Below are 26,801 nucleotides of genomic sequence, written 5' to 3' on the forward strand. Positions count from 1 at the left end.
CATGGAACCAGCTGCGCTGGAGCAGCCCGCACTCGAGCAAGAGATCGCTCAGTTGATCATCGACACGCTGAATCTGGAGGATCTGGCAGCAACCGACATTCCGGTCGATCAGCCACTGTTCGGCGAAGGGCTGGGACTGGACTCGGTGGATGCACTGGAGCTGGCACTGGCCCTGCAAAAACGCTACGGGATCCGCATCGAGTCGAACGCGAAGCATGCGAGCCAGCACTTCGCCACGATCGCCAGTCTGGCCGCCTACGTCGAAGTACAACGAACCGCATGCGCCAGCTGACCAACATCCTGCTTCCGCTGGCTGGCCTGCTGTATCCGTTTGTCGTGTACTTCGGCATGGAAAAAGTATCGCCACCGATGTTCGCGCTGGTACTCGGCGCGATCTGGCTGATCCGTGCGCCCAAGCTGCTGCGTGAGCCCGGCGGCCGCTGGATGGTCGGCGCTGCGCTGGCCTATTGCGCGTTGCTGGCGCTGAGCGGCGAGGCCAGCCTGCTGCGCTGGTACCCCACCCTGATCAGCGCCTTGCTGCTGATCGCGTTCGGACTGAGCCTTATCTACGGGCCCTCGTTTATCGAGCGGATCGCGCGCCTGCGCGAACCGGACTTCCCACCCAGCGCCGTGATCTACACGCGCAAGGTCACCTGGGTCTGGGTGGCTTTCTTCGTGTTCAACGGCAGCATGTCAGCCATGCTGACGCTGTGGGCGCCGATGTCGTGGTGGACGTTGTACAACGGCCTCATCGCCTACTTCATCATGGGCGCGCTGTTCGCTGGCGAGTGGTTGCTGCGCAAACGCATGCGCAGGATGTACGCGTGAGCAGCGAGCCGCATGCGCTGACGACATGTCTGGACGGCCATCCGTGGCTGGCCGGTGCGCATGCGGGCGACACAGTCAGCGGTGTGCTGCTGGTGCTCAACGCCGATGGCATCGACGCGTTGCGCCAGCACGGACGGCAGGCACTGCTGGATCACGTGCAGGCCCACGTCGCCGCCTATGGCGTCGCGTCGCCGCCAATCTGGCGAGTGCTTGACGCGGCGCCCGACGATCTTTCACCGCACGCGCTGGATGCGTTGTTGCAATCGCCACGTCCCGACCACGCGGCGCCCTTGACTGAGCACGAGCAGGACGGCATCTGGACGCTCGTGCTGCAACTGCCACCCGACCTGATCCATTTCGACGGACACTTTCCGCAAGCCCCGGTACTGCCCGGTGTGCTCCAGGTCGGCTGGGCGCTGGCTCTGGCCGCACCGCGACTGGGGACATCGATGCACTGCCGCGAGATGGAATCGCTGAAGTTCCAGCAACTGCTGCGCCCCTGCGACGAAGTCGAACTCACCCTGCGCCTGGACGCGGCACGCGGCAAGCTGCATTTCGCTTATCACCTGGCCGGAGCGCATGCGTCATCCGGACGTCTATGTGTGGAGCAGGCACATGGCTGATGGCGGCGCGCGCACCCAGCACTGGGCCACCCAGAAGGAGCGCGGCAGCTTCGTGCTGATGAAGCTCACCGCGCTCGCCGTGCGTCGTCTCGGACGTCGCCCTGTGACGCCAGTGCTGTATCTGATCGTGCTGTATTTCTTCGTATTCGGTCGACAGGCGCGGCGCAACGTACGGCAGTATCAGGACTATCTATCCCGCTGGAGCAACCGCCCCGAACTGCGACCACGACTGCGTAGCGTGTTCGGCCAGTTCATGGCTTTCGCCGATAGTCTGCTGGACCGACTCGACGTGTGGAGCGGCAAGCTGCGACTGGAGCAGGTGCAGCTGCACGATCCCGCTGGCCTGCGCGAACGACTGCTGCTCAGTCAGCACGGTGGCCGTGGACAGATCCTGGTCGGCACTCACCTGGGCAATCTGGATGTCTGCCGTGCCTTGGCCGAACTGGGCGAACAGGTACCGCTGAATGTGCTCGTACACACCCATCATGTCGCGCATTTTCATCGACTGCAGGGCGAAGCCGGCGACCGTAGCCTGCGCCTGCTGCAGGTCAGCGAAATGGACGCGGCGCTGATGCTGGACCTGTCGCAACGGCTCGACCGCGGCGAGTGGCTGGCGATCGCCGGCGATCGCGTGCCACTGCATGACGGCCGCCGCGTGATGGTGGATTTCCTCGGCCACCCCGCCGCCTTTCCGCAGGGCCCATGGCTGCTGGCGGGCCTGTTGCGCTGCCCGGTGAACCTGCTGTGCTGCCTGAAGATCGACGGCCGTTACCAGATTCGACTCGAACCGTTCATCGAGGCGCCCGCCTGGGAGCGTGGCCAGCGTGAAGCAACGATCGCACGCTGGGCGCAACGCTACGCCGAACGGCTCGCGCAGTTATGTCTGCTGGCACCGCTGCAGTGGTTCAACTTCTATCCCTATTGGCAGGCGCCGACCTCACCGTCGCCAGCCCACCCAACCTCAGGAGAATCCGATGCGCACCCGCGGCGCGCTGCACGTTGATACCGAAGTGGTCGTGCCGTTCTTCGACATCGATTCGATGGACGTGGTCTGGCACGGTCACTACGTGAAATATCTTGAGATCGCCCGCTGCGCCTTGCTGGACCGGCTCGGTCACAACTACGCGCAGATGAAGGCTGCCGGCTACGTGTGGCCGGTGATCGACCTGCAGTTGCGCTACGTTCGTGCTGCCCGTTTCGGGCAGCGCCTGCGGGTACGTGCCGATCTGGCGGAATGGAAGAATCGGCTGAAGATCCATTACCTGGTCAGTGACGCCGAGAGTGGTGAACGGATGACCCGCGCCAGCTCCGTACAAGTGGCGGTCAATATCGCCGACGGCGCCATGCAGATGGTCTCGCCAACGGTCTTCGTCAACGCCGTTGAGCACCATCTGCAATGAATGGCAGCCCCCTCATTCCACCGCCCTGCAACATCCACCCGACCGGTGTCGCATGAATTACGCCAGCCCTACCTACGTCGAGGAAACCAGGATCGGTTTCCATTTCCTGCGCAGCCACACCTGGCAGCACCATGTGCTGCGCGTGGCGATCAACGATCTCAGGCGACTGGCGGGTGAACCGGCACCGCAGGGTGGCGTACTGCTCGATGTGGGTTGTGGCCAGGGCAAATCGTTTCGCTTGTTGAATGAAGCGTTTCGACCGGACCGGTTGATCGGTCTGGACGCCGACCCGCACAGCCTGGAGCTGTCACGTGCCGAGGCGGCACGCGAAGACATTGCCGCGGAGCTGATCGCCAGCGACTGTGCGCAAATCAGGTTGCCCGATGCCAGCGTGGACATCGTGTTCTGCCACCAGACTTTCCATCACCTGGTGGAACAGGAATCCGCGCTGGCCGAGTTCTGGCGTGTACTGAAACCGGGTGGCCTGCTGCTGTTTGCCGAATCGACCAAGGCGTACATCGACAGCTGGGTGATCCGCTGGTTCTTTCGCCATCCGATGCACGTACAGAAAAGCGCCGAGGGCTATCTGGACATGCTGCGAACGCAGGGTTTTGCATTCGATGCTCGCAACGTGTCGCTGCCGTATCTGTGGTGGAGTCGTTCAAGCGACTTTGGTCTGCTCGAACGATGGGGCCTGCGCCGGCCACCACCGCCTGGCCAGCGCGAAGAGACGCTGGTCAACGTAGCCGCACGCAAGCCGCCCGGTATCGCGTGAGCGCGGATTCCATGAGCTTCCACCTCAACGCGCTCGGCGTGATCTGCGCACTCGGGGCCGGCAAGCATGCTGTCGCCGAGGCGTTGTTCGCCGGTGACGATGCCGGCTTGCAGCCCGAATCCGGCTGGGCACCCGAACGCACGCTACCGCTGGGCAGCGTGCGCACTCCATTGCCGCCGACTCCGCCCGCGCTGACCGCAACGCGCGACAACCGCAACAACCGCCTGCTGCTGGCTGCCGCCCAGGAAATCGAAACAGACATCCAGACGGCCATCCTCCGTTACGGCCGCGAGCGCATCGGCGTCGTGCTCGGCACCAGCACTACCGGCATCGAGGAAGCCACGCATGGCATCGGCCACTACCAGCGCGAAGGCTCGTGGCCCGCTGACTACCGCTACGCACACCAGGAGCTGGGCGCGCCGGCTGAATTCCTCGCCGAATGGCTGGATCTTGCCGGCCCCTGCTACGCCATCTCCACCGCTTGCACTTCCAGCGCACGCGCCTTGATAAGCGCCAGACGCATGCTGCAACTTGGTGTTTGCGACGCGGTGCTGTGCGGCGGCGTGGATACGCTGGCTCGCCTGCCGATCCACGGTTTCCATGCACTGGAGGCGATGGACGACGCACGTTGCGAACCGTTCTCCCAGCACCGCCGCGGCATCAATATCGGCGAGGCGGCCGTGCTGTTCCTGATGACCCGTGAGGTTGGCCCGGTGCAGTTGCTGGGTAGTGGCGCCAGCTCGGATGCGTACCACATGTCGTCGCCCGACCCTGCAGGGCTGGGTGCACAACAGGCCATGCAGGCTGCATTGACCCAGGCGGGGCTGGACGCCACCCAGATCGACTATCTCAACCTCCATGGCACCGCGACCGAACACAACGACCGCATGGAAAGCCGCGCCGTCGCCGCTGTCTTCCCACACGGCACGCCCTGCTCATCGACCAAGTCGCTGACCGGCCACACACTGGCCGCAGCGGGCGCACTGGAAGCGGCATTCTGCTGGCTGAGTCTTACCGACGACCGCAGCATGCGCCGGCTTCCACCGCAGGTGTGGGATGGTGCCGCCGACCCGGAACTGCCGCCGTTGCCGTTCACCCGTGTCGGCGATCACTTGCCAGCCGGAGGCCCACGGCGTCTGATGAGCAGCTCGTTCGCGTTCGGCGGCAACAACGCCTGTCTGATTCTGGGAGACCCGGTGTGAGTCATTGGCCCATCGAGGAACTGCTGCCACACGCCGGCGAAATGATCCTGCTCGATGCGGTGCTCGAGGCTGAAGCTGAGCGCATTGTATGCCGCCGCCGCGTAAGCGCAGGTGGGTTGTTCAACGCCGTCGACGGCAGTCTCCCGGCCTGGGTCGGCGTCGAACTGATGGCACAAAGCATCGCCGCGTGGGCGGGCTGCCAGGCGAAGCGGGAGCAGCGGCCGGTGCGCCTGGGTTTCCTGCTGGGTACGCGCCACTACCGGTGCGATGTGGAAGCCTTTCCGGCTGGTAGCGAGCTGCTCATCGAAGCGGTACGCAACTTCCACGACGAGCATGGCATGGCTGTCTTCGCCTGCCGTATCGATGCGCCGGGGATGCATGCCGAAGCGCGCCTCACGGTGTTCAGCCCGCTGAATGCTGATACTTTTCCCACTACATCCACACAGGGCCACACCGATGTCTGAGACGATCCTGGTCACTGGATCCAGCCGCGGGATTGGTCGCGCCATCGCGCTGCGACTGGCGCGGGCCGGTTACGACCTGGTGCTGCACTGTCGTGCACGCCGCGATGAAGCCGAAGCCGTGAGCACGGCCGTGCAGGCACTGGGCCGCAGCGCGCGCATCCTGCAGTTCGACATCGCCGACCGTGCCAGTTGCGCTGCTGCACTGGAAGCCGACGTGGCCGCCCACGGCGCGTACTACGGTGTGGTGTGCAATGCGGGGCTCACCCGCGACGGGGCATTTCCGGCGCTCACCGGTGAGGACTGGGACAACGTGCTGCGTACCAATCTGGATGGCTTCTACAACGTGCTGCATCCTTTGATCATGCCGATGATCCGTCGTCGCGCGCCGGGCCGCATCGTCTGCATCACCTCGGTCTCGGGGATGATCGGCAATCGCGGCCAGGTCAACTACAGCGCGTCGAAGGCCGGCGTGATTGGTGCCGCCAAGGCACTGGCGACCGAGCTGGCCAAACGCAGGATTACGGTCAATTGCGTGGCACCGGGGCTGATCGATACCGACATGCTCGATGCCGATGTGCCGGTCGCGGAAATTCTGAAGATGATACCTGCGGAGCGCGCGGGCACGCCCGACGAGGTTGCCGCCGCCGTTGAGTTTCTGCTTGGCGCGGATGCCAGCTACATCACGCGACAGGTGCTGGCGGTGAATGGCGGGCTATGCTGAATGCGTTGCCCTCTGCGCTCTCCACTCGCTCTCCCGGTCGCTCCGCCCCCCCTCTCAGCCCCCGCCCCACCCCCTCTCCGTTCGCCCTGAGCGTAGGCCCGCAGGGCCGAAGTCGAAGGGTGCGCCTCGAGTGCCCCTTCGACTTCGCTGCGCTACGCTCAGGGCGAACGGTAAGGGAGAGGGAGAGGGAGAGGGAGAGGGCCAAACGGAGAGGGAGCAGGAGGAATAATTGAGAGGGAGTGGAGCGGAGTAAGCGAGAGGGAGTTGAGAGCGCCATGATGTTCACCCCCACCGTTCGCCCTGAGCGTAGGCCCGCAGGGCCGAAGTCGAAGGGTGCGCCTCGAGTGCCCTTCGACTTCGCTGCGCTACGCTCAGGGCGAACGGAGTGGGAGAGGGATAGGGAGAGGGCCAAGCGGAGAGGGAGCAGGAGGAATAACTGAGAGGGAGTGGAGCGGAGTAAGCGAGAGGGAGTTGAGAGCGCCATGATGTTCACCCTCACCGTTTGCCCTGAGCGTAGGCCCGCAGGGCCGAAGTCGAAGGGTGCGCCTCGAGTGCCCCTTCGACTTCGCTGCGCTACGCTCAGGGCGAACGGTAAGGTAGAGGAAGAGGGAGCGAACGGATAGGGAGAGGAGAGGAGAGGAGAGGAGAGGAGAGGTGCCCTTCCACGCCGCTACTCTCAGGGCGAACGGAGGATGTCTGTGCTGGTCCCATACAACCCACGGAGATCGACTGCATGAAAAAGAAACTTTCCGGTCTGGCCATCCTGCTACTCGCCAGCATGCCGGGTATCAGCCTCGCCACCGACAAGATAGTGCACTTCGCCTTCAACAATGCCGTGGTCGCCGCCACCCAGAGCGGCAAGCTGGATGGCAGCGTCAAGTTCTATCTGGCCGATATCAAGCCGGCCGGCCAGGCCACTGTGCTCAAAACCATCACCATCGAGAAGAAGACCAACGCGTTCGGCAAGCAGGATCAGGTTTCCTGCGACTGGGCGCTGCAATCTGCGTTGATCAGCCTGCAGGATGACGCGAAGGAGGCGGGCGCCGATGCCGTCGTCGACATCGTCAGCGACTATGACAACGAGTACCGGGACAACGAGAAGTACGAATGTCATGTCGGCTTCCTGATGTCCGGTGTGGTGCTGAAAGCCAAGCTGGCCAAGCTGCAGCCTTGAGTTCACAGGGGCTGGCACGGCTCGTCCCACAGCCGTGCCAATGCACCACGTCGAAGCGAACTTCGCATCTGCGCTACGATTGATGCCCCAAACCCCGTTCACTGGGGTGAGACCCCTTTCCCCGGGGGCTAGACCCCTTTCAGCGGGGCAGAGTCCCACTACAGGAGTTCGTGATGCGCCCGTTTCCGCTTGGAGAAGATATCGACCTGTTGCGCGAGACCGTGCACGCGTTTGCGGAGAAGGAGATCGCGCCGCGCGCCGACCTGATCGACCGGGAGAACCTGTTTCCGGCCGATCTGTGGCTCAAGTTTGGTGAGATGGGATTGCTCGGCATGACGGTCCCCACGGAGTACGGCGGCACCGGCATGGGCTTCCTCGCGCACATGGTGGCGATGGAGGAAATCTCGCGCGCCTCCGGCTCGGTCGGCCTGTCCTACGGCGCACATTCCAACCTCGCACTGCAAAATATCTTCCACAACGGCAACGAGGCGCAGCGACGCAAATACATCCCGAAGATGTGCTCGGGCGAATACGTCGGCGCGCTGGCGATGAGCGAGCCGGGCGCCGGCTCCGACGTGGTCGGATCGATGAGCTGCAAGGCCGAAAAGAAGGGCGACGTCTGGGTCGCCAACGGCAGCAAGATGTGGATCACCAACGGTCCCGATGCCGACGTGCTGCTGGTCTATATGCGCACCGCGCCGCGCGTGGCCGGCAGCCGCTGCATGACTGCCTTCATCGTCGAGAAAGGCATGAAGGGTTTCACCACCGCGCAGAAACTCGACAAGCTCGGCATGCGCGGCTCGAATACCTGCGAACTGGTGTTCACGGATTGCGAGATCCCGGCCGAGAACATCGTGGGCGAAGTCAACGAAGGCGTGCGCGTACTGATGAGCGGGCTCGACACCGAGCGGCTGGTGCTGTCCGGCGGGCCGCTCGGCCTGATGCAGGCAGCACTCGATCTCGCCCTGCCCTACGTGCGCGAGCGCAAACAATTCAACGCACCGATCGGCACGTTCGGCGTGATGCAGGCGAAGATCGCCGACATGTACACCGCACTGCAGAGCTCGCGCGGCTTCGCCTACATGGTGGCGCAGCAATTCGACAACAACGTGAAGTCGCGCATCGACCCGGCCGCGTGCCTGCTGAATGCCTCGGTGAACGCAGTGAAGGTGGCACTGGAAGCGATCCAGGCACTCGGTGGCAACGGCTACATCAACGAGTTTCCGGCCGGCCGCCTGCTGCGCGATGCGAAGCTTTACGAAATCGGCGCCGGCACCAACGAAATCCGCCGCATGCTGATTGGCCGCGAGTTGTTCCACGGCAAAGCTTGATCCCGTGTCGGTGCGTCAACGCCGTTCCGCCCCGGATCGAGTCCGGGGCAGGCTCTGAGCGTAGGGCAGCGGAGTCGAAGGAGATTGGGTAGCTCTTCGAGGGCCGGATCAATACCCCTTGATCGGACTCAATTCCAACGTCAACACTTCGAATGGCGCCAGCACGATGCTGCCCGGATGATCCGCGTCCAGCTGCTGAGGTACGTCGCTCCCACCGGTCTTCCAGACATCACGCACACGAAAGCGGCGAGCGGCATCTCTCGGCAATTCCAACTGGCGCTGCAGGTCGAACACCATGGTCTGCGCGCGCGCATCCGGATTGCGCAACGTGATGATGGACTTCGGTGCGGACCATGCACTCCAGCCATAGACATCCAGGCGACCCGGATCACCGCCGATCCAGTGCGTATCGCGCAAGACATCGGCGTTCGCACGCGACCAGCGAGCTGCTTCAGCCAATGTGTCCCAGTCCTGCGTACTCAACAGGGACGGCGTGATGTACATCTCCTGCAACTGCGTTCCGGTGGCAAAGTACGAATGCACTTCGTTGGCAAAATCGTGCCCCGGGTCGGTGTTCAGGCGCGTGTTCTTCTGCGCATAGATGATGCCGTGGAGCATCAGCGAATTGATCGGGAACAGCGGCCCCTGGATCACGATGTTCTCGTAGGTCTGCTGATCACGATACGTGATCCACTGCTCGCGCTCGGCACCCACCCCGGCATGCCAATCGTCTTCGCCGCCGCGCCAGATCGAATCGGCATAGCGCAACCAGAACGGCGACGCCCAGGTGCCCGTGGTCAGGTTGATGAAGATGTCCGGCTTGGCCTCGCGGATGTCGTTGATCAGTTGGATCGCCGCCGCAAAGTCGCTGTCGAAAGCGCTGCCTGGAAACACGCTATCGGCGTTGCCGGTGCCATCGAACTTGAACTGGTTGACGCCATTCTTGTTCACCAGGTCCATCACTGCGTCATGGAAACGTTGGTAGTACTTCGGACCGGACAGCGCCAGACCGTTATCGATGATCTCGTAACCGCTGGCCTTGCCGCCGGTCACGCGCTCTTGCTTGGGCGAACTGTAGCCGCCCCACGGTGACAACCACATGCCGGGAGCGGCGCCATACTTCGCCGCCGCCTTGTCCAGTGGCACGAAGCCTCGCGGAAAATCCTTGCTGAAATGCCAGCTACCGCTGCGATCGTCCCAGCCGTCATCAAACAGGAACGAATCCAGCTTCACGCCACGCTTGACGCTGAGCTCCTCACCGAAGGTGTTGATGCGATCGAGTGCCTGCGCTTCATCGTACGGTGTGAAGTAGCCGATGTCGTACCACGAGTTGTAGTGCAGGAACGGTCGATACGGATGCGCCCGCTCGCGCTCGACATAGCTGGCGAAATCGCGACGCAGCTGACCTTCGCGCACGACGCCAATCACCGCCGAATAGGTGATCGACTGGTCTTTGCGCAGCGGCAGGCTGCGGGCCATGGTCAGTGCCACATGCTTGCCACGCACTTCGCTGTCGGACAGCGGATCCTCGAAGCCCATGTACATCTGCCCGGCAACGACCGGCGAGCCTTTCACAGTGCCATCCACAGCAGCGCTCGCTGCTTCGGCCGGCAGCAGAGAGACGCTGGTGATGCGCTCGTCCTGCTTGAGCGCGGTGATCGTCACCACTTCACGCAGATAGGTTGAGCCCTCGCGTTGTACCAGCCGCCACTCGATACGGAAACGACCCTCCGCATCAACGAAACTTGCATCGATGTCCTGCCCTGGAAGGCGTTCGGCCAGGCGTGACGCCCCCGCATTGACCGGTAGCGCCTGCTGACGCGGAGATGCGAGCAAAGTCATGTCGCCCGCACCGATCGTGTGGCCGTCTGCCAGGCTCAGCATGAATAATGTCCTGATCGTCAGCGACTGGCTGCCGTCGGGAGTGGCGATCGTCATGCCATCCAGGTGATCGCCCGTCACTTTCCAGTGGGCGCCGATCGCAGCATTTCCGAAGCTTGCCTGGCCCGCCCGATCCACGAATGTCGGCGCGCCGGGCCTGGCGATGCCTGCGTCGTCCGCGTGGGCCACACCACCGCACGCAAACAGCGCGCACAGCACGCCAGCGGCAAGACGCGCAGCAAGCACGGCACTGTGCGGGGCGCGATCACCGGAACGATGAGCCACGCCCGGCTTGTTGAAGTATGTGCAAGACATCTCTACACCTATGTTGTGATTTGCCATCCGCAGCCCGTTGCCCATCCGCACCTCAAGCCAGGCGGTGCACTCGAACCTGAGAGAGCAACGCCGCAACCGCCGGCCGTTCGGCGAAACCGGTTTCCTCACCCTGCGCATTGGCCGCACCGCATGCCGCGCCCAATCGCAAGGTCTCCTCCAATGTCATGCCTCGCACCATGCCTACCGCCATGCCGGCCAGCAGGCAGTCACCCGAACCCACCGCATTGCGGATCGGCGCAAGCTCGATGGCGGCGTGCCAGACACCTCTCGCATCGGCAGCAACTGCCCCCATCGCACCCATCGTTACTACCGGCATCTCTACGCCACGGACGGCCAATTCGCGCGCGGCACTGGCGGCCGCTGCGAGGTCGTCGATCGGACGCCCGAGCAGCTCGGCGACCTCGTCGCGATTGGGCTTGACCATAAAGGGCTGGGCCTGCAGCGCTTGTCGCAGCAGCTCACCGCTGGCATCGACCAGACAGCGCTTGCCCGCATCACGCACATAGGTCGCCATCTCGGCATATGTAGTAGGCGGAAATCCGCGCGGCAGGCTGCCGGAGAGAATCACCAATTCACTGTCATCGACACTGCGGCGAAAGGCCCGCAGCAGAGCTTCGCGCTGTTCCTCGTTCAGCAGCGGCCCCTGTCCCAGGACTTCAGTGACCTGTCCCGTCGCATCACGCAGCGCGATGCAGGTGCGCAGGCTGTCGGCGATCTCGATGCCATGGAACAGCACACCGCGTTCGCTCAGTCGCCGACCAATCAGGTTGCGATGGGCCGAATCGACCAGGCCAACCAACTGCACACGCTCGCCCAGCGCGGCGATGGTTTGCGCGACGTGCAGTCCTTTGCCTCCGGGGCATACCTGTTCGTCGAGTGAGCGACTGACTTTGCCAAGACCCAGCGTGTCCAGCCGGATGAAACGATCGATCGCGGTGTTGAAGCCGACGACGCTGATCACGGAGTGCCCGCCAGCAAAGCCTGCACTTCTGCAGCGTGAGGCTGCCCCGTGGTACCACCGATACCGCGCGTGGACAGGCTGCCGCAGGCACTTCCCCAGCGCAGGCAATCGCGCAGCGATGAGCGGCGCAACCACGCATGCAGAAAACCGGCATCGAATGAGTCGCCGGCACCCGTGCTGTCCTTCAGGTCGACCGCAAAGGCAGGCATCTCGAGCAGGCGTCCATCGTCCAGGCTGGCGCAACCTGATTGCCCCCGTTTCACTACCGTTTGCGTATGGCCGTTCTCCAGCGCACGAAGACCATCAAGCAATCCTTCGCGCCCGGTGATGGCGGCCAGCTCGAGCTGGTTGGGAAGAAACAGATCGACCTCGCCGAGCACATCGAGCAGATCGGGAGCCCACGCCTGCTCAGGATCGAAGCCGGGGTCGAGCGAAGTACTCAGGCCGGCGGCACGCGCACGCGCGAACAACTTGCCGCAGTCCGCACGCAGCGCCCGCTGCAGGTAATAGGAGGAAATATGCAGGTGATCGGCTCTGGCCAGCAGCGCGTCGTCCACCTCGTCCGCACGCAGCGCAGCGATCGCGCCGGCGAAAGTCACCAGCGCACGGTCCTGCGGTGTCGAAAGTGAAACAGTGACGCCGGTGCGCAGCTCGGCATCAGGGTGCACCGAGGTCATGTCGATCCCGGCATTGCGCAATACTTCGAGACAGTAGCTGCCCCATTCGTCGGCGCCGAGCTTGCCGTGGAAAGAGACTGGGTTATCCAGCCGCGCCAGCCCCATCGCACAGATCATCGACGAACTGCCGGCCGTCATGATGAAGTCCTCGGCGAGCACCTCGCGGCCGGGTGTTGGCAGTGCCTGGCAATTCTTGAAGACCAGATCGACGTTGATTTCGCCGACGACCAGAATGCGCCTCACGCCCCCTCCTGATGCATCGGAAAATGCTCGACCACGCGCGTGAGCACTCCCTGCGAAGGCGTGTCCGGTTTGCCGCCAAGTTCCAGGCAACGGAAAAACGCGAGCAGTTGTCCCACGGCCACATCGGCCAGCAGCGGCAGCGCATCGTCGATTGCGCCCAGACCCGGCAGCTCGACCGGAACATCGTGAGGACCCAGCACCTCGCTCGCGATGCCCTCGCCCACCAGCACGCGGGTCATGCCCAGCTGCTTGCGCGACAGTTCGCGCAACAGGTCGTATTCGTAGGCGCGCACCGCCGGATCCGGCGACAGGAAACCGACCACCAGGGTCTTGTCATCGAGGCTGGACATCGGCCCATGGCGCAGACCGAGATAGGTTTCGGCCATCGTGACCACGGCGCCACCGGTCATCTCCAACATTTTCAGCGCTGACTCGTGAGCTGCGCCAAGCGCACCGCCGCTGCCCAGATAGACCACGGCGGAAAAGTCGCTGCGGGCGATTGTCGCGAGTGCGTCGGCCTGTTCGTCGAAGACGCGCTGGACATTCCGCGCCAGCTGACTCACGGCCGACGTGATGTCGTCACCCTCGCGCTGGACCAGCCCCGCACCAGCCAGCAGCAGATTGGTGAAGCTGCTGGTCATGACCAGGCTGCGGTCATTGGTCCGCTCGTCGAGCACCAGCACAGTCACGCGCGGATCGTCGCGATAGCTGGTGGCGAGTTTGCCGTTGGCATTGCAGGTAATGACGAGATGGCGATAGTCGGGGGCGTCGGCCAGCAGCCGGCTCACCACGCCACAGCTTTCCGGGCTGTCGCCCGAACGCGCCAGCGAAATCAGCAAACCTGCACCCGCTGGTAGCACACTGCGCCAATGCGTGAGCAAGGTGCCGGCGGCGATGGCTTGCGTCGGCACACCCAGCCCGAGCTGCAGACCGGGCGCAAGGCATTCGCCGATGTACATCGAGCTCCCGGAGCCGGTCAGCACGATATGGTCAGGCAGCGGAGTCAGCGCGGCCTGCAGCTGCTGCTGCACCTGCGGGTCGCGCAGAAGATCGGCGGTGCCGGCCCAGGTCACCGGTTGTTGCAGAATCTCGCGCAAGGTGTCGGCATAGCCGCGCTCTTGCTGCTGCGCCGGCGGAAACGCAAGCAGCTCCCGGAGCCCGATCGAATCTTTCGTTTTCTTGTTTATTGTTGACATTTTGCCAGATACAATCGAATGTGAAAGCGCTTAACTCATGAACCGAGAGTATTCGAAATGAAACAAAACTTACAAGAGGTTTCGAACAGCGGCAGCCCACTTTCGCGGCTAACCCTGTCCCATGGCAAGCGCACCCGCCTGTGGCGGCTGATTTACGGCCATGGTCCGCGCAACGGCAGCCTGCTGGTGTTGCCACTCGATCAGGGGCTGGAGCATGGGCCGACGGATTTCTTTCCGAATCCGCCGGCAGTCGATCCGGAGTATCAGTTCCGCCTTGCCGTCGAAGGCAATTTTTCGGCGATCGCGCTAGGCATCGGCCTCGCTGAAAAATACATGGGTGAATACTGCGGGCGCATACCGCTGATCCTCAAGCTCAACGGCAAGACCAACATCCCCAGCGATGCCGACGCCACCTCGCCGCTGTTCGCCTCGGTCGAGGATGCGGTGCGCCTCGGTGCCGATGCGGTGGGTTACACCATGTATGTGGGCTCGCCACGCCAGCACGATGAGTTCCGCCAGTTCGAGAGAGTACGCCAGGATTGCGAACGCTACGGCATGCCATTGGTACTCTGGTCGTATCCGCGTGGCAGCGCTGTCAACGCCAAGGGCGGTACCAATACCCTGTATGCGCAGGATTATGCCGCGCGAGTCGCGTTGGAGCTGGGCGCCGACATCGTCAAGTTGCACGAACCCAATGACAGCACGACCAACGTACCGGCGCCGTACAACCAACTGCAGGAAGATGCCGCTGCCCGCTGCGCACGCGTGGTGCGCTCGGCCGGTCGCACCATGGTGCTGTTTTCAGGTGGCGTGAAGGATGACGACGACGACGCTGTGCTGCGTCAGGTCGAGTTCTATATGCAATCCGGTGCCAGCGGCGTGATGTTCGGCCGCAACATGTGGCTGCGTCCGTATGAACAGGCTCTGGCACTTACCCGTGCCGTGCATACCATCATGGCCAAATATCCTCGCTGATTGCCCTATCCGACACAGGCCGTCCGATGATCCCTACCCACCGCAAATCGCATCGACGCACGCCCGAAGCAAGGCAGCACTGCAGCATCATGCAGGCGGGCTGCCTGTGCTGCGCGCCGCCGAGCGGCGCCGGAACCGTCAAGGGTGTCGGCGGCAAGAATCCACTGAAGACCCAGCCGGACAACAGCAAGGACGGACTGCGGCTCGCCGACTTCCAGCCGCGCAGCATGCTGCATCTACCGAAGACGCGAGTCGAACGCCCGCGCTTTCCGGTGATCGACGTGCATACCCACCTGACCTGGTCGAGCAACGTCCGCAACGGCATCTCGGTGGGCGAGGAAGTCACCCTGTTCGCCCGTCCCGAAGAGCTGTTGCCGGTGATGGACCGCAAGGGCGTTCGCACGCTGGTGAATCTCACCGGCGGCATCGGCGCGGGTCTGGAGCAGAGCATCCGCAGCTTCGACCACGCCGCGCCGGGACGCTTTCTTACCCTCACCGAACCGTCGTACGAATACTTCCCCGAACCGAACTACGCGCAGTTGCAGGGCGATGCGATCGCACATGCCAAACGTGTCGGCGCGCGCGGCCTCAAGCTGCTCAAGACTTTGGGCTTGTACCTGCGCGAACGGATCGACGAAGGCCCGCTGGTGGCGGTGGACGATCGCCGCTTTGATCCCATGTGGGAGGCCTGTGCCGCCTACGACATGCCGGTGTTCCTGCACGTATCCGACCCGGAGGCGTTCTTCCTGCCGACCGATGCGAGCAACGAGCGCTACGAGGAACTGAGCAAGCATCCGGACTGGTCGTTTTACGGCCCGGAGTTTCCCAGCAACGCGGAGCTACTCGCAGCACGCGACCGCATGATCGCGCGCCATCCCAAGACTACGTTCGCGCTGCTGCATGTGGGCAACAACGCCGAGAATCTCGCGGCCATCGCCACCTGTCTGGAGCGTTTTCCAAATACGGTGATCGACATCAGCGCACGCATTGGCGAACTGGGTCGTCAGCCGCGCGCGGCACAGCGTCTCTTCGACCGCTACCAGGATCGGATCATGTTCGGCACCGATGCGGTGCCCTCGCCGTACGGCGACGACGTGCCGCAGCAACTGTTCGGCGACGAACTCTACGAAATCTATTACCGCTTCCTGGAGACCGAAGACGAGTACTTCGACTATGCACCGTCACCCACGCCGCCGCAGGGCCGTTGGTCGATCTACGGACTGGGCTTGACCGAACAGGTGCTACGCAAGGTATACCATGACAACGCCGCCCGACTTCTGCATATCGACCCATGAATCAAACCCCCATCGCCTCGCGCCGACTACTGGTTGAAGAGCGCCGCCGTCTGATTGTCGACCTGGTTGAACAACAGGGGCGAGCCACCGTCGAGGAACTGGCGACCCGGTTCGGCACATCCGCCGTCACGATCCGCACTGATCTGGAAGTACTCGCACGCAGTTCGGCGATTGCCCGCTCGCACGGTGGTGCGTTGCCGGTTACGGCAGTCACGCCGGCAACCCACGATACGCCGCTCAATATCAAGGAAACCCGCTGCCACGCGCAGAAGCTGCGCATCGGCCAGGCCGCGGCAAAGATGATCCAGGACGGCGAAACGATCATCCTGGATTCCGGCTCGACCACGGTGGAGATCGCCCGACAGATCCGTCAGATGAAGTTCGAATCGCTGACCGTGATCACCAACGCGCTGAATATCGCACTGGAGCTATCGGGTCTGCCGCAGATCCGCGTCATGATGCTGGGCGGCCTGCTGCGACAGACCTCGTATTCGCTGGTCGGCCCGGATGCCGAGCAGGCACTGGCGAAACTCTCCGCCGACCGGCTGTTTCTCGGCGTCGACGGACTCGATCCGGAGGTGGGCGTGACTACTCCGGATCCACTGGAGGCGGCATTGAACGCATTGATGATCCGTGTCTCACGCCAGACGATCGCCGTGCTCGATGCCAGCAAGTTGGGGCAGCGCAGTCTGTCGGTGATTACGCCGGTGCAGAACCTGCACATGGTCATCACCGATAGCAACGCCGCCATCGAGACCGTTGAAACCCTGCGTGCCGCAGGAGTGCAGGTCGTGCTGGTGTGACGCTCAGGAAGTCAGGATGACGGCACGGTCCAACCGTTGCCGTCGTAGCCAAGTCACAACGTCGCCTACACTCAGAACGCCATTCGATAACTGACCATGGCCATGTCCCCTCGCTGGTACTGGTCGACATCCCTTTCGGCATCCAGTTGCAGACTGGAGGTCGGTGAGAAAGTCCAGTTGAGCGAGCTGCCCATCACCCCACCGTAGCGGGACAGGCCGATGCCGCCTACCGGCGACCACTGCGCCAGCCCGGTGAAGCTTGCATCAGGAATTTCGCCGTGCATGGCGAAGGCCTGCTGCCATAGCAAGCGCGTCTGGAAGGTCAGACTGGTGCCGCCATCGAGCGTCCAGTGATGCGTGGCACGCAGGCCCAGGCCGGCCTGCCAACGCTCGATATTCTGATCACCCGACATCAGGCCGAAACCGTCCGCGCCGTTCTCGTTGAAGCCGTTGCCCTGGATCTGCGCGTATTGCACATTCACATAGGGGGTCAGTTGCGTGCCGCCGAGCATGACGCGGTAGCCACTTTCGCCGTAGGCCAGGCCGTAGCGGCCGTTGGTCTGGCTGCCGACACCGGCAAATTCGCTGCCGAGTTCGAGTTGGCGCTGCATGTTCTCGCGATAGCTGCCGATGCCGAAACGACCCATCGTGTACCAGTTGCCCTCGACGACACCACCGTAGAGCATGCCTTCGAGTGCATGGCTATAGCCCTGATCGGCGCTTTCGGACAGCCGACCCAGACCCTGAGTCTGACTCACCGCGTAGCCCATCACGCCATTCGTGCCGAAGCGGGTGTCCTGCCCGATCATCGTGCCGCTCAGGTCGAAGCCGACGTCGCTGTAGCCGCTGCGCGACATGCTGCCCTGGGAGCCCAGACTCTGCGTCCAGCTACCCAGCTTCGGCGCATCGAGCAATTGGTCGAAGCGATTGGACAACGCCTGGGTACCGGCGTCGATCGCCTCGAAGGTCATCGCTGCGCTGGCCGCGTGCAGCTGGCCCGATAGAGTGCTCAGCGAATTCTGCGCGACGGTCAGCGTGGCCGACTGTTGCAGGCTTGCGGCACCGGCGAAAAAGCCGGTGGCTACCGGTGTCGAGGTCGCCGTCAACGTGCCCTGCGTGAGCTGGGTATTCAGTTGCACAAATGCGCTTTGCACACGCTGCGCCGCACCCATCGAAGCGGCGGTGAAACTGGCACCCTGCAGCGCGGTGACGTTCACCTGCTGCACATTGAGCCACGCATCGTTGGCATCGTAGTTGAGCGTGGAAGTCAGCATCACGTTGGATGCCGTGCTGAATGAGGAAAACGTGCCGGTGAGGCCGCCCGTAGCAGTCAGCACATCGGTATGCGAGTTGGCCATATAGCCCGAATTCGTGCCGGTGACCAACAGGCCGCCGGCCAGGTTGGCCGTTCCGCTGACCATCAGCGCCGAGCCCAGCGACAACGCCAGCTTGCCGGTGGCCTGCTGAACATAATTGCCGCCCACGGTGACATTGCTGCCGCTGACACCGAGCGCGCCGCCATTCGTCACGCTGCCGCCGATGGTCTGGGTGCCGCTCACCGTACCGGACGCGCTGATGCTGACGCTGGACGCCAGCGACTTGGCGATCAGCGTGCCGCCCTGCACCTGGGTCAGGCCGGTATAGCTCGACGGTTGCGTCAGGTTGAGTGTGCCGGGACCCTGCAGGATCAGTCCGCCCGCACCGGAAATCGGATTGTTCCAGCTGGAGCTGCCGGTGAAGCCGACCGTGACATCGCCCCAGTTGAACTGCTCCGGTCCGTTGACTGCCTTGCCGACATCCAGTTCGCCGTAGCCGAACGTCGCGTTCGGCTGCGAGCCGCCGAGCGGATCGGCGGTGCCCAGCAGCGTCTGCCGCACCAGGTCATTGCTGAAATACGGGTAGGCCTGCCACACCAGCGCCGCCGCACCCGATACCTGCGGCGCAGATATCGAGGTGCCTTCCAAAATGAAGTAGCTGGCACTGGTCGGCGTGTCGTTCGCGCCGCTGACGATCACGTCGCCAGGCGCGGCCAGGCAGTAGTTCATCGCGATGCCGCACTTGTTGGAGTAGCTGTCCAGCTGGGTTGGGCTGGTGCTGTTGAGTGCGACCACGGTAAGCCAGCCCTTTTCCAGATCCGGCGCAAGACTGGGCAGCGCGGCGATCGTGCTGGGATTGGCCTGTGAATCATTGCCCGCGGCGAACACCACCAGTCCGCCCCATTGGTTGATGAAGGGACTGTAGGCGCTGTCGAAACTCTGGGTTGTCGAGGTGGCACTCGCCGCCCAGGTCAATCCACCCCACGAATTGTTCATCACTTTGACGCCTGCACTGATCAGCGCGGCGTTGACCGTGCCCAGCGGATCGGATGAGGTTACCGTGCTGGGCGCCGTCGAACCGTTGTCGTCAGGGGAGGTGTCATCGATGATGCGTGCCGAGACCAGGTTGGCGCCCGGTGCGATACCGCCCGCAAACTGGTCGAATGGCGTGCCGGCGGCAATTTCTGCGACCTGGGTGCCATGCCCGTTCACGTCGTCGACGCTGGTGTTGTTGGTGCTCGGGTCGACGTAGATCAACTCCTGCAGCACCCGCCCGGCCAGCGCCGGATGGTTCGCATTGACGCCGGTATCGACGACACCGATGATCACGCCCGCACCGGTATAGCCCTGCGCATGCGCGGCATTGGTATTGGTCAAGGTCAGCTGGGCATCGATCGCCGGCTGAGTCACCGGCGGAGCAACCGGCGGCGTCGGTGCGACCGGGGGTGTTGGCGTGGCCGGCGTTGGCTTGACGTTGCCGCCGCCCCCGCCGCAGGCACTCAGGCCTAGCGCCAGACAAATCACCATCGCTACGTCACGACGTTTGAATCCCAGCATCCGGGTGTGCATAAACTCGCCCCCACAGCGTGTTTGTATGGTTCCCCCCAGGCCGCGCCGGACGCACCGGAATCACTAGACCTGGCCCACCAGCAACTGCCACGGCACAGTCTCGCACAACGGCGCCGCAATAAATTGCGGTGTAGCCTGCGACCTCATGTGCCCGCCACGCGTTTGCCGCGCTTTGCTGTCGGCTGCGATAATCAGCGGGTCAAGTCGGGCATTTTGCCCGTTCAGTTCCTTGCGGAGATGCTCATGTCGGATGTCAGCGTTGTCATCGTGGGTGCCAAGCGCACTGCGATCGGTTCCTTCCTCGGCCAGTTCACTGGCGTCCCCACGCCGAAGCTCGGCGCCACGGCGATACGTGCCGCGCTGGACCAATCCGGTGTTGCCCCCGCCGATGTCACTGAAGTGATCATGGGTTGCGTGCTGCCGGCCAACCTCGGCCAGGCGCCGGCGCGTCAGGCATCGCTGGAGGCCGACCTTCCGGCCAGCACGGGCTGCACCACGATCAACAAGGTCTGCGGTTCGGGCATGAAGGCGATCATGCTGGGCAACGACCTGATCAAGGCCGGCTCGGCAACCATCGTGGTGGCCGGCGGCATGGAGTCGATGACCAACGCGCCGCACATGGTCAATGCCCGCACGGGCATCCGCTACGGCGACGGCAAGCTGGTCGACCACATGGCGTGGGACGGTCTGACCAATCCCTACGATGGCCAGTCGATGGGTGTCTTCGGCGAGCTGTGTGCGGACAAGTACCACTTCACGCGCGAAGAGCAGGATGCGTTTGCCATCGAGTCAGTCAGGCGAGCCCAGGCTGCGCAGCAGAACGGCGCATTTGCAGGCGAAATCGTGCCGGTCACGGTGGCGGGTCGCAAGGGTGACGTGCAGGTCGATACCGACGAGCAGCCCGGCCGCTCCGACATCGCCAAGGTGCCGACGTTGCGTCCGGCGTTCCGCAAGGAAAACGGCACGATCACTGCTGCCAGCTCATCGAGTATTTCCGACGGTGCGGCAGCCGTAGTACTGCTTTCCGCGGACGATGCAAAGGTGCGTGGCCTCAAGCCGCTTGCACGCATCGTGGCGCATGCCACCCACTCGCAAACGCCGGAGTGGTTCACCACGGCACCGATCGGAGCGATCCAGAAAGTGCTGGACAAGGCGGGCTGGAAAGTGGCCGACGTCGACCTGTTCGAAGTCAACGAAGCGTTCGCCGTGGTGGCCATGGCACCGATGCGCGAACTGGGTATTGCGCACGAGAAGCTCAACGTCAATGGCGGCGCCTGCGCCTTGGGTCATCCCATTGGTGCCAGCGGTGCGCGCCTCGTGGTGACCCTGTTGCATGCCCTTAAATCACGCGGACTCAAGCGCGGTATTGCCACCCTCTGCATCGGCGGCGGCGAAGCCACGGCCATTGCAGTGGAATGCATTGACTGACTGATCCGCGACCGTGCAAGCAAACCGGTATCAATCTGACAGCCGGTTAAACCAGTTCTTATTGATCCCCGTTGCGCTATTATAAAAATGTAGCGCAATTTCCTCGAAAGCGTTATTAATGCACGGCCATACGGCATTCCACGGCAAAGGAGATCCACCATGAAGTTTACGCGTACCCTTCTCGCCTCCGCGCTTGTCGCGCTGTTGGCGGCTTGCAGCAACGGCGCGCAGGATTCCGCGCAGGACGCACAGAAGTCGGCTGACACCGCTCAGCAGGCTGCTGATACGGCACAGCAGGCTGCTGCGGCCGCGACCGCTGCGACCCCCGCTGCTGCTCCGGCTTCCACCGCTGCTGCCCCGGCTTCCACCGCCGCTGCTCCGGCTGCTGCTCCTGCCACCACCGCTCCGGCAGCTGCCATGGACTCCATGAAGAGCGCTGCCAACAGTGCGGCCGACGCGGCCAGCAAGTCTGCTGACGCTGCCAAGGACGCTGCTGCTGCGGCTGCCAAGGCCAAGGACGCGACGGCGGGGCATTAATCCCCCTTCGTTAGCAACCGAAAACCGGCCGCCTCGCGCGGCCGGTTTTTTTTCGCCCGGCGGAATAGCGAGCGTAATAACCAGCGCCAGTTCAGAAGTTCGGCAACGACGGCTATCATCTTCTGATTAATCATCGCGACGGCATCATTATCCAGAGCCCGCCGCTCTGGGCATCGCAATGAGCCTGAACTTATGCGCCCGAGTCTGTGCGCCTGAACTTATGAGCCTGAATTTATGAGCATTATCGCCTCGCAGATCGATCCTCGTTCGCCAGAATTCCAGGCCAGCAGCACGCAACTTCGCAGTGTCGTCGATGACCTGCATCGCGAGCTGGCGCGCAGCGCCGAAGGCGGCGGTGCGAAGGCCCTCGAAAAACATGCCGCCCGTGGCAAGCTGCTGCCGCGCGAACGCATCCGCGCCCTGCTCGACCCAGGCTCACCGTTTCTTGAGCTGTCGCCGCTGGCCGCGCACGGCATGTACGACGGCGCGGCGCCTGCCGCCGGACTGATCACCGGCATCGGCCGGGTCCACGGCCTCGAAGTGGTGGTCGTGGCTAACGACGCCACGGTCAAGGGCGGCACCTATTTTCCGATCACGGTAAAAAAGCATCTGCGTGCGCAGGAAGTAGCGTTGGAAAATCGCCTGCCCTGCGTCTATCTGGTCGACTCCGGCGGCGCGTTCCTGCCGTTGCAGGACGAGGTGTTTCCGGACAAGGAACACTTCGGCCGGATCTTCTACAACCAGGCGCGCATGTCGGCCCTGAATATTCCACAGATCGCTGTGGTGATGGGCTCATGCACCGCTGGCGGCGCTTACGTGCCGGCGATGAGCGACGAGACGATCATCGTGCGCGAACAGGGCACGATCTTCCTCGGCGGCCCGCCCCTGGTAAAAGCAGCCACCGGTGAAGTGGTGGATGCCGAAACGCTGGGCGGTGCGGACGTCCATACGTCCATCTCCGGTGTCGCCGATCATTTCGCCGAGAATGATGCCCATGCGCTGTCGATCGCGCGCGACATCGTCGCCAGCCTCAATCGCAAGAAGGACATGCCGCTGGCGCTGCGCGAGCCAGTCGAGCCGCGCTATCCCGCCGAGGAACTTTACGGGGTGATCCCGCGGGACACGCGGCGCCCGTTCGATATCCGCGAGGTGATCGCGCGCATTGTCGACGGCTCCGAGTTCCACGAATTCAAGGCGCGCTACGGCAAGACCCTGGTCACCGGCTTTGCGCATATCCACGGTTATCCCGTGGGCATCATCGCGAACAATGGCATCCTGTTCGCCGAAAGCGCACTCAAGGGTGCGCACTTCATCGAGCTGTGCAACCAGCGCAACGTGCCGCTGGTGTTCCTGCAGAACATCACCGGCTTCATGGTCGGCAAGAAATACGAGCAGGCCGGTATCGCGAAGGACGGCGCCAAGATGGTCACGGCGGTGGCGTGTTCGCATGTACCGAAATTCACCGTGGTGATCGGTGGCAGCTTTGGTGCCGGCAACTATGCGATGTGCGGCCGCGCCTATGGCGGTCGCTTCCTGTGGATGTGGCCGAACGCGCGGATTTCAGTGATGGGCGGCGAACAGGCCGCGTCAGTGCTGGCTACGGTCAAGCGCGATGGCATCGAGGCAAGCGGGAAGACCTGGAGCGCCGAGGAAGAGGAAGCCTTCAAGGCACCGATCCGCGACCAGTACGAACGCCAGGGCCACCCGTACTACGCCAGCGCGCGGCTATGGGACGACGGCATCATCGACCCGGCCGATACCCGCCGCGTGCTCGGCCTGGCCATCTCCGCCTCGCTCAACGCACCGATCGAACCGCAGCGATATGGCGTGTTCCGGATGTAATGGGCTATAAAGCCAGCGGGTGATTCAGGGGAAATTGCAGAGTGATTGTTGGCATCGATCTGGGTACGACACATTCGTTGGTCGGCTACTACGGCGATTCAGGCCCACAGCTTTTCCGCAATGCCCTGGGGGAATATTTAACGCCTTCCGTCGTCAGTGTCGCTGACGACGGGCACGTGATTGTTGGCACGGCAGCCAGTGATCGCCTGATCAGCCATCCTGATCTGAGTGTCGCCTCGTTCAAGCGGTGGATGGGTACGTCGCGTGAAACGCGCCTAGGCGCAAGCTGCTTTCGGCCGGAAGAACTATCCGCCCTGGTACTGCGATCCCTCCTTGCCGATGCCGAGTCCGCCCTGGGCGAAAAAATACAGGAAGCGGTGATCAGCGTACCTGCCTACTTTTCCGATGCGCAGCGCAAGGCCACGCGCGTGGCGGGCGAGTTGGCTGGTGTCCGCGTCGAGCGGCTGATCAATGAGCCGACGGCTGCCGCGCTCGCTTATGGACTGCAGGACAAGCAGGACGGCAACCGGTTCCTGGTGTTCGATCTGGGTGGAGGCACGTTTGACGTGTCGATCCTGGAAATGTTCGAGGGCATCGTCGAGGTCCATGCCAGCGCCGGCGATAATTTTTTGGGCGGCGAAGATTTTCTGGATGGCCTTCTTGCGGCCTGTCTTTCGGACCTGAAGCTGCGTGCTGGCGACTTTTCGCCCATCGAACGCGGGCTACTGCGGCGCCGACTCGAAAACGTCAAGCGCGAACTTAGCCAGCGCACGGAGGTACGGCTCGATTGCCAGGTGGGTCAGCGCCACATCGATTGGACGATTGACCAGGATCGCTTTTTGCACTTGTCCGAACCGCTGATGCAACGCATGCGAGCACCGCTGGAACGTGCGATGCGCGACGCACGATTGCGCCCGGATCAGTTGAACGAAATCATTCTTGTCGGCGGTGCCAGCCGCATGCCACTCGTGTCGAAACTCATCGCCCGGATGTTCGGTCGGCTGCCTCTGCGACACGTCAATCCGGATGAAGCTATTGCCCTTGGCGCCTGCGTCGCTGCAGGCCTGAAAAGCCGCGACGCAAAGTTGGAGGAAGTCGTCCTCACGGACGTTTGCCCCTATACCCTGGGTGTCGAAATCGGGCAACGGGATGCGCTGGGAAATACGCAGAATGGCCTGTTTTCGCCGATTATCCAGCGCAACAGCGTCGTGCCGATCAGCCGCGAGAATAGTTACAACCCCATGAGCGAACGTCAGGAGAAGCTTGTCCTGAAGGTTTATCAGGGTGAAAACCCGATGGTGGCGAACAATATTCTGCTGGGCCAGCTGGAGATTCCCCTCAAGCCGGAATTGTCGATTGCTGAAAATCAGGTGGCCGTACGTTTTACTTATGACATCAACGGCGTTTTGCAAGTGGAAGCCACCCCGCTGGCCAGCAAGCTTCGTTACGAGCTGTTGCTGGAGCAGAGCCCGGGCTTGCTCAGCCAGCAGGAAATCCGAACACGGTTAGCCGCTTTGTCACTGCTGAAGATTCATCCGCGCGGCAAGCAGGAAAACGTCGCCCTGCTGGCGCGGGCGGAGCGTCTGTTCGAGGAACATCTGCCCTCGCGACAACTGCTGCAGCAATGGATCGTGCAGTTCCGGCAATCGCTGGAGAGCCAGGACGAGCAAGTCATACGCGAACACCGCACCAGTTTTGCGCAAGCCCTGGACCGACTGGAGACCCAGCTGTGAACTGGGCTTATGCGCTGCTTGAAGTTTCGCCTGACGCCAATGTCGGTGAGGTCAAGCGCGCCTACGCCCGCCTGCTGCGCAAGACACGTCCCGATGAAGACGCGGAGGGCTTTCAGCAATTGCACATGGCCTATCGGCTGGTATTGGCCCAGGCCACCGCACGTGCCGCAGGCGCTGCCATGCAAAGCGGCCATGCAGCGCCACCAGCGTTGGAAAACCCACCTTCGGTCCAGGTAGCCCGCGCTGGCTATGTTGCAGCCATCAGGACAACGGAAAACTCAACCGGCGGCACGGCGGCACCGGCAAAAACAGATACAAGTCCCGTATTGGCAGTGAACCCAACGGAATTGCTCGAGCGCGTCATTCAGTGCGCCATCGCCAATAACGACGACCGCAAGTTGTCCGCGTGGCTCTCCCAGCAGCCGGAATTCTGGTCCATCCGAACGAAGCAGCACATCGGTCAGCTGCTGTTGAATCAACTCTTTCGCAACCCTCAGCCGATGGCATCCGCTTGCCTGGATACGTTGCTGCAGTTTTTCGACCTCGAACAGGTTCTGTCTGGAGTCAATCCGATGGCGCTGGCCCAGCTGCGCCGGCGTCAACTGGCGATGTGGTATTTGCTACCGGAGAACGATCGCGCACTCGCTTTGCGGCTGAACATTCCTGTGAATCGGTCCCCTGACCGGCGCCAGCTGACGGCGTGTCTTCGTTTGCTGGAGAAGCCATGGCGTTGGCAAGCCGTACCATGGCCGGCCATTCGGCGCGGCCGCACAGCAGCCATTGGCCGCTTCATTCATGGGTTATGTAGCGGCCATCTCGCAGAGCTGCCTCCACAAATCAATCAGGCGCATGCCGTTTTCTGGTATCGCGCCGCCCTGACGGGCGCCATGAGCTGGCCTCGCTTCGCGGTGGGCTCGGTCCGGGCCGGGTTTCTGGCCCTGATTTTGATGACCTGTGTCATCGGTATGGCCGCCCTGACTTCATGGGCCAATGGGGAAGGCCTTCATGTATTTGTCGCCTTAGGCATTGGCGCCGTCATGGCCACCAGCGTCCTCGGGCTCTGGCTGGCCTATGCCGGATGGATCTGGCTTGATCATTGGCAAGGTCTGCCCGAATCAAGCCAGACGGGACCCGTCTGGCTGCGTCGGATGCTGGTACCGGCGCTGTGCGCTGCCGTCGTTGGCGTGGACTATCTGGCTACGGCGCCCGTAGCCGCGATCGCAATCCTCGGGGCAACGTTGATCATGGCACTGCGCCGCTTTCAGCATCGCTCCCCGCCTCGCCCGGCAGGCAAGCGAACCAGCCTCCGCGCAAGCCTGTCCGGAATGGGGGTTCTGTTCGTGGTGTTGGCCAACGCGCTCTCGAAGCTGGCGCATGAACTCCCCGAACAGATCCCCATCATAGCCATCGCCGCGACGGTACCGATGGCTATCTGGATGGCCGACATGTGGCGACACCGGATTCACTTCAAGCGCAAAGCCACTGCTTGAT

The 26,801-nt window shown here is 63.0% G+C and carries 24 protein-coding genes; 19 read left to right on the forward strand and 5 right to left on the reverse strand.

What is annotated here, in order from left to right; genetic code table 11:
* Nucleotide 1: 1 nt before the first annotated feature.
* From HDE77_RS06715 to HDE77_RS06765, 11 genes are all read left to right on the forward strand, one after another.
* Nucleotides 2-292 (forward strand): phosphopantetheine-binding protein, encoded by a 291-nt coding sequence (locus HDE77_RS06715; RefSeq protein ID WP_184416661.1) that lies wholly within the window; start codon nt 2-4, stop codon nt 290-292.
* Nucleotides 280-828 (forward strand): hypothetical protein, encoded by a 549-nt coding sequence (locus HDE77_RS06720; protein ID WP_184416398.1) that lies wholly within the window; start codon nt 280-282, stop codon nt 826-828. Before HDE77_RS06715 ends, HDE77_RS06720 begins: the two co-directional genes overlap by 13 nt.
* Complete coding sequence (locus HDE77_RS20705; RefSeq protein WP_343206067.1) at nt 825-1,451, forward strand: hypothetical protein; 627 nt, start codon at nt 825-827, stop codon at nt 1,449-1,451. The genes HDE77_RS06720 and HDE77_RS20705 overlap by 4 nt, the downstream gene beginning before the upstream one ends.
* Nucleotides 1,444-2,454 (forward strand): glycosyl transferase, encoded by a 1,011-nt coding sequence (locus tag HDE77_RS06730; protein ID WP_184416399.1) that lies wholly within the window; start codon nt 1,444-1,446, stop codon nt 2,452-2,454. The genes HDE77_RS20705 and HDE77_RS06730 overlap by 8 nt, the downstream gene beginning before the upstream one ends.
* Nucleotides 2,426-2,851: an acyl-CoA thioesterase gene (locus HDE77_RS06735; protein ID WP_184416400.1), complete on the forward strand. Its 426-nt coding sequence runs from the start codon at nt 2,426-2,428 to the stop codon at nt 2,849-2,851. Before HDE77_RS06730 ends, HDE77_RS06735 begins: the two co-directional genes overlap by 29 nt.
* A 52-nt stretch (nt 2,852-2,903) precedes the next feature.
* Nucleotides 2,904-3,626: a class I SAM-dependent methyltransferase gene (locus HDE77_RS06740; protein ID WP_184416401.1), complete on the forward strand. Its 723-nt coding sequence runs from the start codon at nt 2,904-2,906 to the stop codon at nt 3,624-3,626.
* A gap of 11 nt (nt 3,627-3,637) precedes the next feature.
* Nucleotides 3,638-4,828, forward strand: coding sequence for a beta-ketoacyl-[acyl-carrier-protein] synthase family protein (locus HDE77_RS06745; protein ID WP_184416402.1), 1,191 nt, complete (start codon nt 3,638-3,640; stop codon nt 4,826-4,828).
* Nucleotides 4,825-5,292 carry a hotdog family protein gene (locus tag HDE77_RS06750; RefSeq protein ID WP_184416403.1) on the forward strand — a complete coding sequence of 156 codons (468 nt, stop codon included), beginning with the start codon at nt 4,825-4,827 and terminating at the stop codon, nt 5,290-5,292. The genes HDE77_RS06745 and HDE77_RS06750 overlap by 4 nt, the downstream gene beginning before the upstream one ends.
* Nucleotides 5,285-6,013, forward strand: a complete 729-nt coding sequence (fabG, locus tag HDE77_RS06755) for a 3-oxoacyl-ACP reductase FabG (protein WP_184416404.1) — start codon at nt 5,285-5,287, stop codon at nt 6,011-6,013. Before HDE77_RS06750 ends, fabG begins: the two co-directional genes overlap by 8 nt.
* Nucleotides 6,014-6,746: 733 nt before the next feature.
* On the forward strand, nt 6,747-7,187 hold the full coding sequence (locus HDE77_RS06760; protein ID WP_184416405.1) for an excinuclease: 441 nt from the start codon (nt 6,747-6,749) through the stop codon (nt 7,185-7,187).
* Between the two features lie 173 nt (nt 7,188-7,360).
* A complete protein-coding gene (locus tag HDE77_RS06765) occupies nt 7,361-8,518 on the forward strand; it encodes an isovaleryl-CoA dehydrogenase (RefSeq protein WP_184416406.1) in 1,158 nt (385 codons plus the stop codon).
* A gap of 108 nt (nt 8,519-8,626) precedes the next feature.
* On the opposite strand, the gene HDE77_RS06770 is transcribed toward HDE77_RS06765, so the two are convergent.
* From HDE77_RS06770 to HDE77_RS06785, 4 genes are read right to left on the reverse strand one after another with little or no spacing between them, the layout of a single operon-like run.
* On the reverse strand, nt 8,627-10,714 hold the full coding sequence (locus HDE77_RS06770; protein ID WP_255482573.1) for an enterotoxin: 2,088 nt from the start codon (nt 10,712-10,714) through the stop codon (nt 8,627-8,629).
* A 52-nt stretch (nt 10,715-10,766) separates the two neighbouring features.
* The gene (locus HDE77_RS06775; protein ID WP_184416407.1) at nt 10,767-11,696 is read right to left on the reverse strand and encodes a 1-phosphofructokinase family hexose kinase; all 930 of its coding nucleotides are present in this window, start codon (nt 11,694-11,696) and stop codon (nt 10,767-10,769) included.
* Complete coding sequence (locus HDE77_RS06780) at nt 11,693-12,616, reverse strand: carbohydrate kinase family protein (protein WP_184416408.1); 924 nt, start codon at nt 12,614-12,616, stop codon at nt 11,693-11,695. Before HDE77_RS06780 ends, HDE77_RS06775 begins: the two co-directional genes overlap by 4 nt.
* Nucleotides 12,613-13,812, reverse strand: a complete 1,200-nt coding sequence (locus HDE77_RS06785; RefSeq protein WP_255482574.1) for a tagatose-6-phosphate ketose isomerase — start codon at nt 13,810-13,812, stop codon at nt 12,613-12,615. Before HDE77_RS06785 ends, HDE77_RS06780 begins: the two co-directional genes overlap by 4 nt.
* Nucleotides 13,813-13,869: 57 nt before the next feature.
* On the opposite strand from HDE77_RS06785, the gene HDE77_RS06790 reads away from it, so the two are divergent.
* From HDE77_RS06790 to agaR, 3 genes are read left to right on the forward strand one after another with little or no spacing between them, the layout of a single operon-like run.
* On the forward strand, nt 13,870-14,787 hold the full coding sequence (locus HDE77_RS06790) for a fructose-bisphosphate aldolase (RefSeq protein WP_184416409.1): 918 nt from the start codon (nt 13,870-13,872) through the stop codon (nt 14,785-14,787).
* Between the two features lie 26 nt (nt 14,788-14,813).
* The gene (locus tag HDE77_RS06795) at nt 14,814-16,082 is read left to right on the forward strand and encodes an amidohydrolase family protein (protein ID WP_255482575.1); all 1,269 of its coding nucleotides are present in this window, start codon (nt 14,814-14,816) and stop codon (nt 16,080-16,082) included.
* Entirely contained in the window at nt 16,079-16,885 is an 807-nt protein-coding gene (agaR, locus tag HDE77_RS06800; protein ID WP_184416410.1) for a transcriptional repressor AgaR, read from the forward strand. The genes HDE77_RS06795 and agaR overlap by 4 nt, the downstream gene beginning before the upstream one ends.
* Nucleotides 16,886-16,956: 71 nt before the next feature.
* On the opposite strand, the gene HDE77_RS06805 is transcribed toward agaR, so the two are convergent.
* Complete coding sequence (locus HDE77_RS06805; protein ID WP_184416411.1) at nt 16,957-19,770, reverse strand: S8 family serine peptidase; 2,814 nt, start codon at nt 19,768-19,770, stop codon at nt 16,957-16,959.
* 243 nt (nt 19,771-20,013) lie between these two features.
* Between HDE77_RS06805 and HDE77_RS06810 the strand changes: the two genes are divergently transcribed.
* The 5 genes from HDE77_RS06810 to HDE77_RS06830 all read left to right on the forward strand — a co-directional run bounded on the left by HDE77_RS06810 (nt 20,014) and on the right by HDE77_RS06830 (nt 26,800).
* Complete coding sequence (locus tag HDE77_RS06810; protein ID WP_184416412.1) at nt 20,014-21,198, forward strand: acetyl-CoA C-acyltransferase; 1,185 nt, start codon at nt 20,014-20,016, stop codon at nt 21,196-21,198.
* 159 nt (nt 21,199-21,357) lie between these two features.
* Nucleotides 21,358-21,735, forward strand: a complete 378-nt coding sequence (locus tag HDE77_RS06815) for a hypothetical protein (RefSeq protein ID WP_184416413.1) — start codon at nt 21,358-21,360, stop codon at nt 21,733-21,735.
* 234 nt (nt 21,736-21,969) lie between these two features.
* Nucleotides 21,970-23,577: a carboxyl transferase domain-containing protein gene (locus HDE77_RS06820; RefSeq protein ID WP_184416414.1), complete on the forward strand. Its 1,608-nt coding sequence runs from the start codon at nt 21,970-21,972 to the stop codon at nt 23,575-23,577.
* A gap of 41 nt (nt 23,578-23,618) precedes the next feature.
* Nucleotides 23,619-25,310, forward strand: a complete 1,692-nt coding sequence (locus HDE77_RS06825; RefSeq protein WP_184416415.1) for a molecular chaperone HscC — start codon at nt 23,619-23,621, stop codon at nt 25,308-25,310.
* Nucleotides 25,311-25,435: 125 nt separating this feature from the next.
* Nucleotides 25,436-26,800 (forward strand): hypothetical protein, encoded by a 1,365-nt coding sequence (locus HDE77_RS06830; protein ID WP_184416416.1) that lies wholly within the window; start codon nt 25,436-25,438, stop codon nt 26,798-26,800.
* Nucleotide 26,801: the final 1 nt, after the last annotated feature.

The organism is Rhodanobacter sp. MP7CTX1, assembly GCF_014205795.1.
GTDB lineage: Bacteria > Pseudomonadota > Gammaproteobacteria > Xanthomonadales > Rhodanobacteraceae > Rhodanobacter.

Bases quoted from the DNA above. Each gene is read 5' to 3' on its own strand.
- HDE77_RS06715 (WP_184416661.1), top strand. From the start codon at position 2: ATGGAACCAGCTGCGCTGGAGCAGCCCGCACTCGAGCAAGAGATCGCT.
- HDE77_RS06720 (WP_184416398.1), top strand. From the start codon at position 280: ATGCGCCAGCTGACCAACATCCTGCTTCCGCTGGCTGGCCTGCTGTAT.
- HDE77_RS06730 (WP_184416399.1), top strand. From the start codon at position 1,444: ATGGCTGATGGCGGCGCGCGCACCCAGCACTGGGCCACCCAGAAGGAG.
- HDE77_RS06735 (WP_184416400.1), top strand. From the start codon at position 2,426: ATGCGCACCCGCGGCGCGCTGCACGTTGATACCGAAGTGGTCGTGCCG.
- HDE77_RS06740 (WP_184416401.1), top strand. From the start codon at position 2,904: ATGAATTACGCCAGCCCTACCTACGTCGAGGAAACCAGGATCGGTTTC.
- HDE77_RS06745 (WP_184416402.1), top strand. From the start codon at position 3,638: ATGAGCTTCCACCTCAACGCGCTCGGCGTGATCTGCGCACTCGGGGCC.
- fabG (WP_184416404.1), top strand. From the start codon at position 5,285: ATGTCTGAGACGATCCTGGTCACTGGATCCAGCCGCGGGATTGGTCGC.
- HDE77_RS06760 (WP_184416405.1), top strand. From the start codon at position 6,747: ATGAAAAAGAAACTTTCCGGTCTGGCCATCCTGCTACTCGCCAGCATG.
- HDE77_RS06765 (WP_184416406.1), top strand. From the start codon at position 7,361: ATGCGCCCGTTTCCGCTTGGAGAAGATATCGACCTGTTGCGCGAGACC.
- HDE77_RS06770 (WP_255482573.1), bottom strand. From the start codon at position 10,714: ATGTCTTGCACATACTTCAACAAGCCGGGCGTGGCTCATCGTTCCGGT.
- HDE77_RS06785 (WP_255482574.1), bottom strand. From the start codon at position 13,812: ATGTCAACAATAAACAAGAAAACGAAAGATTCGATCGGGCTCCGGGAG.
- HDE77_RS06790 (WP_184416409.1), top strand. From the start codon at position 13,870: ATGAAACAAAACTTACAAGAGGTTTCGAACAGCGGCAGCCCACTTTCG.
- HDE77_RS06795 (WP_255482575.1), top strand. From the start codon at position 14,814: ATGATCCCTACCCACCGCAAATCGCATCGACGCACGCCCGAAGCAAGG.
- agaR (WP_184416410.1), top strand. From the start codon at position 16,079: ATGAATCAAACCCCCATCGCCTCGCGCCGACTACTGGTTGAAGAGCGC.
- HDE77_RS06805 (WP_184416411.1), bottom strand. From the start codon at position 19,770: ATGCACACCCGGATGCTGGGATTCAAACGTCGTGACGTAGCGATGGTG.
- HDE77_RS06810 (WP_184416412.1), top strand. From the start codon at position 20,014: ATGTCGGATGTCAGCGTTGTCATCGTGGGTGCCAAGCGCACTGCGATC.
- HDE77_RS06815 (WP_184416413.1), top strand. From the start codon at position 21,358: ATGAAGTTTACGCGTACCCTTCTCGCCTCCGCGCTTGTCGCGCTGTTG.
- HDE77_RS06820 (WP_184416414.1), top strand. From the start codon at position 21,970: ATGAGCATTATCGCCTCGCAGATCGATCCTCGTTCGCCAGAATTCCAG.
- HDE77_RS06830 (WP_184416416.1), top strand. From the start codon at position 25,436: ATGGCCTATCGGCTGGTATTGGCCCAGGCCACCGCACGTGCCGCAGGC.